The organism is Mycobacterium sp. MUNTM1 (assembly GCF_054660795.1).
The window spans coordinates 1-4,603 of sequence record NZ_BAAGDE010000113.1 but is presented as its reverse complement, the minus strand read 5'-3'; the positions used below and the strand labels follow the sequence as shown (position 1 = coordinate 4,603).

Annotated in this window: 5 protein-coding genes; all 5 read right to left on the bottom strand. The window is 64.6% G+C overall.

What is annotated here, in order from left to right; all coding sequences use genetic code 11:
- A partial coding sequence (locus tag ACYQ8K_RS29765) for a glycosyltransferase (protein WP_459974929.1) occupies positions 1-968 on the bottom strand: 968 nt, incomplete at its 3' end.
- Between the two features lie 125 nt (positions 969-1,093).
- On the bottom strand, positions 1,094-1,771 hold the full coding sequence (locus ACYQ8K_RS29760; protein WP_459974927.1) for an O-methyltransferase: 678 nt from the start codon (positions 1,769-1,771) through the stop codon (positions 1,094-1,096).
- The gene (locus tag ACYQ8K_RS29755) at positions 1,768-2,817 is read right to left on the bottom strand and encodes a polysaccharide pyruvyl transferase family protein (protein WP_459974925.1); all 1,050 of its coding nucleotides are present in this window, start codon (positions 2,815-2,817) and stop codon (positions 1,768-1,770) included. Before ACYQ8K_RS29755 ends, ACYQ8K_RS29760 begins: the two co-directional genes overlap by 4 nt.
- Positions 2,818-2,819: 2 nt before the next feature.
- Positions 2,820-3,887 (bottom strand): glycosyltransferase, encoded by a 1,068-nt coding sequence (locus ACYQ8K_RS29750; RefSeq protein ID WP_459974923.1) that lies wholly within the window; start codon positions 3,885-3,887, stop codon positions 2,820-2,822.
- 320 nt (positions 3,888-4,207) lie between these two features.
- Positions 4,208-4,603: glycosyltransferase (locus ACYQ8K_RS29745; protein WP_459974921.1), on the bottom strand; the 396-nt coding region annotated here is incomplete at its 5' end.

The following is a 4,603-nucleotide window of genomic DNA, read 5'->3' as shown; positions in this document are numbered from 1 at the left end:
GAACCGCCGTGATGGACCACCGCGCGGCAGACGGGAAATATCGTCGCGTAGTTCACCGGGCCCACCACCTTGACGTGATCGGCGAGCGGGACGCCGCTGAAGTCGCTACGGCCAGCGGCGATCAACGCCCGCTGCCCCAGTTGCGCGGACGCCGAGCCGATCATTTCGACGGTGTCGGCCGCGGATTCGAGTGCGATGCTGCCGGAACCGAAGCAAATCGGTGGTGTTCCCGAGGCAATCCAGGATGCGACGTCCTCGTCGGCCTCCGTGGGTAACTCCATCGTCAGTGCCCCGACAAAGGGGCGCCGGTCGCCCCAGCGCGCCCATTCGGCCGCCAGGCCGGGAAAGAAGATGTCGTCGTAGGCCTGAATCTCCAGCGATCGGCGTTCGGCGATTCGCCGCTGCGAGCGATGGGTTGCCTTCGGCAGGCCGAGCTCGCCGCGTTGCGCGTTGTCGACGTCCTTCGTCGCGCGCCAGAACAGCCATTCGATCGCCGTCATCGTGGAGCGCACCAGCGGCGCGGGCATGGTCGGCATGAGCCGGCCATTGGCCCGCATGGGAAAGTGGTGCAGCCCGGCCAACGGGATGTCGTAGTGCTCGGCGACGTTGGCGGCGGCCTGCTCGAAATTCAGGCCGGTGGAAAGCAGATCGGCGCCATCCGCCAGCGACCTCAAGGTGGTGCTGACGTCGCCCCAGTATTTGATCAGCGGATCCCAGACTTTGAGCACCTGCCTGACCGGATTGCGGAAGAAGTCCGTCCACATGTTGCGAAGGAATTCCTCGTCCAGAAACTCCTGCACCTTCGGCCCGTAGGGGACCGCGGCGAGCCCGACCGACTCGACGAAGCTGACCAGCTCGGGCGGCACGGCCATGCGCACTTCGTGGCCCCGGCGCAGCAGTTCGAGGCCGACGGCCGCGGACGGTTCGATGTCGCCGCGAGTTCCGTAACTCGCCAGGGCAAACTTCACGACACATCCTGCCTTCCGAGTCGTCCCGCTGTCGGCAACGTCGGGGCCATTATCGCCGGTTCGGTGGGCCGGCCGTCAGGGGATCGCCATTGTGCGCAGGTCGGCGGGTTGGCGAACGGGGGCGACTAGGAAGCCAATTCGACGAGCCCCAGCCGTTTGGACACCTCGACCGCCCCCACCACGTCGGGATCGGCGCAGATGTCCCGCCAGGCCTCGCCCATTCCGGGGTTGAAGTCGATGTCATCGAACAGCACGCAGCCGCCCGGGGCCATCCGGGGCTTGAGGATCTGCCACTGCCGGGTCACGAAGTCTCGGGTGTGGATCCCGTCGACCAAGGCCAGATCGATCGAGTCGGGGATGTCGCCGACGTGGTCTTCGAAGGCGCCCCGCGTCAGCGTGTAGCGGTCGGTGACGGATTTGATGTTGCGCTCAGCGATGTCAGCCCAGGATGGATTGATCTCGAACGAATACATCCACCCCTGCCGAAGCGCCGAGGACAGGTACATCCCGGACACCCCGAACGCCGAGCCGAACTCCACGACGATCGTGGGGTCGCGCAAGTCCACCAGGTAGGCGTACAAGTCACCCTGCCAGGAGGCGGCCCGGACCTGTTTGGGTTTCCGGGTTGCACCGGGCTGGCCGTAGGCGTCGGCCAGGGGCAGTGCGCCGAGCTTCTCCGTCGCCTGCGCCGAAGATTCGATGTCGGTTTTACGTGCCGCGCGTGGCAATCGTCGGGGAAGGCCGGCGATGCGTCCGCCACGTTTGATCCACTTCAGGTCCAACGCTTTCCGCAGCGCTATCACGACGCGAGACCCAACTGCTTTGCCAGATCCGCGTATTCGCCCTCGAGACGCTGTTTGAGGCGTGTGACGGCGGTGCGCTTCCTGCTCCGGATGTGCGACGAGTTCGCGATCGCGTCGAACACCCGGTCGACCACGGCGGCGCTGCTCACCTGGTCGGTGCGAATCAGTGACCGGTCGTCATCGATGGCGAGCGCGAAGTCTCGGCATTTCGGTTGGTACTCAAGGGAAACGACGGGTGTACCGGATAGGGAAGCCAGGACGCTCGCGTGCAGGCGGGTGACGATGGCGGCCGAACAGCGGGCCAATTCCCGCGCGGCCGCATCGGGATTGGCCGGAAGCACCATCTCTGCTTCCGGAATGTCTCTCAGCGCCACTTCGGTCCAGCGTCGGTCTGCTGGATTCATCAGTATCCCGACGAAGCGGTAGCCGTGTGACGACAGCCGCTTGACGGCGCCGGCTATCTCGTCCGCCAGCTGCTGCGGGTCGTGTCCCCAAAGGTCGTCTCCGAAGCCGAGATTCAGTCCGATCAGGCCGTCTTCGAAAGTGACGTCTGGCCGGGGGAGAAGCAGCGCCGGGTCGCCGGATACCTCGACGTTTAACCCGATGTCGGCCAGAAGTTCGGCGCTACGCGGCCCTCGCACGGACACGGTACGGAACCTGGAAAGTATCGGCGCCCAACGTTTCAGCTCGCCTTTGCCCGAGCCGCTATTGCGTCCGCCGAATACCGGATCTTCCACGCCGACGCCGATCGCGTAGCTTCCGTTGTCTTTGGTGAGCGCCAACCCTCGGTTGACCAAGAGCCGCCACTGGCTCCTACCGACGAGCGTGCCGCCACCCACGACCTGCCTGCTGCGCCGCAGCGTTCGGTTCAAACCCATTGCCGCCGTGGCGGTTGCATAGATCAGTTGGTGTGGGAGGCGCGGCAGATCGAGAAAGGTGGCCCCGCGCAACTGGCCCCGAACCGCGTCGTAGATCGCATCGTCGCCGAGGTTGCCCAGCCCGTGCCAGCCCAGGTATGCGACGGTGGGGTCGACGGCGACATTCATCGTCACGCACTCAGCCGCTCGTCGACTCCGGGTCCAGCGCCGTCCTCCGGTTGAGCGGCGTTGCGGGTGAGCTTGCACCGGAACGCCTTCAGACGTCCGCCGAGCGTTTTGGTCCAGCGGTTGCGTAGCGCCAGCGTCGCGATGCGCGGGTGCTCGGCCGCGGTTTGCACCAAGATCGCCTGACCCTCAGGATCTGGGACCTGTTTGGCGATGGCGCTGAGCACCCAGTTGGCGTTCTTGGCCACGATCGATTCGTGCACGGGGTCGCCGGAGACGACATCGAGCATGGCGTCCAAGGTCGCCACATGCGCGGGACCCTGCGTCCGCCAGAAGGTTTCGGGATCGGTGATCGACTTGTACCACATGCCGCGCGGGTGGCGGCGGTACACGGCCATGGTCTCCGGCAGCATGGCGATGTCGCCTTCGGCGGCGTGACGGACGTGCAGGTACCAATCCAGGGGCATGACGTCGGCCGAAATGTCGTCGTAGCGGGGGAGGCGGCGGTACATCACCGAGTTGGTCTGGATGAAGTTTCGCGAAATCAACGTCTCGAAGCTGAGGTCGCCGGCCCGAAAGGGTGGCGGGAACGTCGGAAGGAAGACCTCCTCGAACTTGCGGTAGACGGTGTGTATGAGTTTCTCGCCCTCATCGCGGTCGCGGGTCCAGGCGACGTGCACCGGGTGGAAACACACTGTGGTGTCGGGGTTCTGGTCGAGTAAAGCGACTTGTTTGCTCAGTTTCAACGGGTCGACCCAGTAATCGTCGCCCTCGCACAGCGCGATGTACTTGCCACGCGCGGCGGACAGGGCACCGGTCAGGTTCACGTTGAGGCCGACGTTCTTGGATCGCAGGATCGGTCGGAACAGGTGGGGGTGGCGGTGGGCGTAGTCCTGAATTATTCGCGGTGTGGCGTCGGTCGAGGCATCGTCGGCGACGATGACCTCCATCGGAAAGTCGATCTGCTGGGCGAGGAAGCCGTCCAATGTGTCACGGATGTAGGCCTGCTGGTTGTGCGTGGTCGACACCACGCTGACCTTCGGTGCATTGGCTGCTCTGCTTGGTGCGGTCACTGCGAGCCTCTCCTTCGCGCGCCGGCTGCGACGCGGTCGAGAAGTACCCTGTCATTGACCGGCGAACAAAGTCTTTGCGAAGAGATGCCGTCCCCCCAGAGCGGTTGCGTACCGCGCGACCGGTGGCCGCGACACAGCACGGTTACTGACACTTTGGTCAATAATAGCCAACACGGAACCTGAGTTCCTGCCGAGCGCGCGGTAAATGTGCGATTTGTGGGATAGGGGGGCACGCAGCAAATATTCCTGGGCGGCATTTCAGCGCCGAGAACGCTTGGTAAATTTCCCGTTTGCTCATGTCGCTGGCGAGCGACGGCATCTCAGGCGGCAAATTTTTCCAGGAGGTTGGCGGTGGTCGCGATGCTCTCGGCGGGTTTGGTCATCCGCGCCGCGATCGCGCGGGCGCGGATGGCGTACTCCGGGGTCAGGATCTGTCCCAGGTCGGCAACCAAGGAATCTTGCGTAGTACTCGAAAAGTGCCGTGCCAAGCCAACTTTCAATCGTTGAACCTGGCCGGCCCAGATCTTTTGATCGCTTAGACTCCAGAGGCTCAAGGTCGGTACTCCCGCGCGCAGTCCCGCCGCCGTGGTGCCCGCGCCGCTGTGGTGGACCACGGCGCGGCAGGCGGGAAAAATGGTTGCGTAGTTCACCGGGCCCACCACCTTGACGTGGTCGAACCGTGGCGCATCGCTGAAATCCGTTTTGCCGGAGCACAC

Coding starts and splice junctions, on each gene's coding strand:
- ACYQ8K_RS29755 (WP_459974925.1), bottom strand. CDS start 2,817: ATGAATGTCGCCGTCGACCCCACCGTCGCATACCTGGGCTGGCACGGG.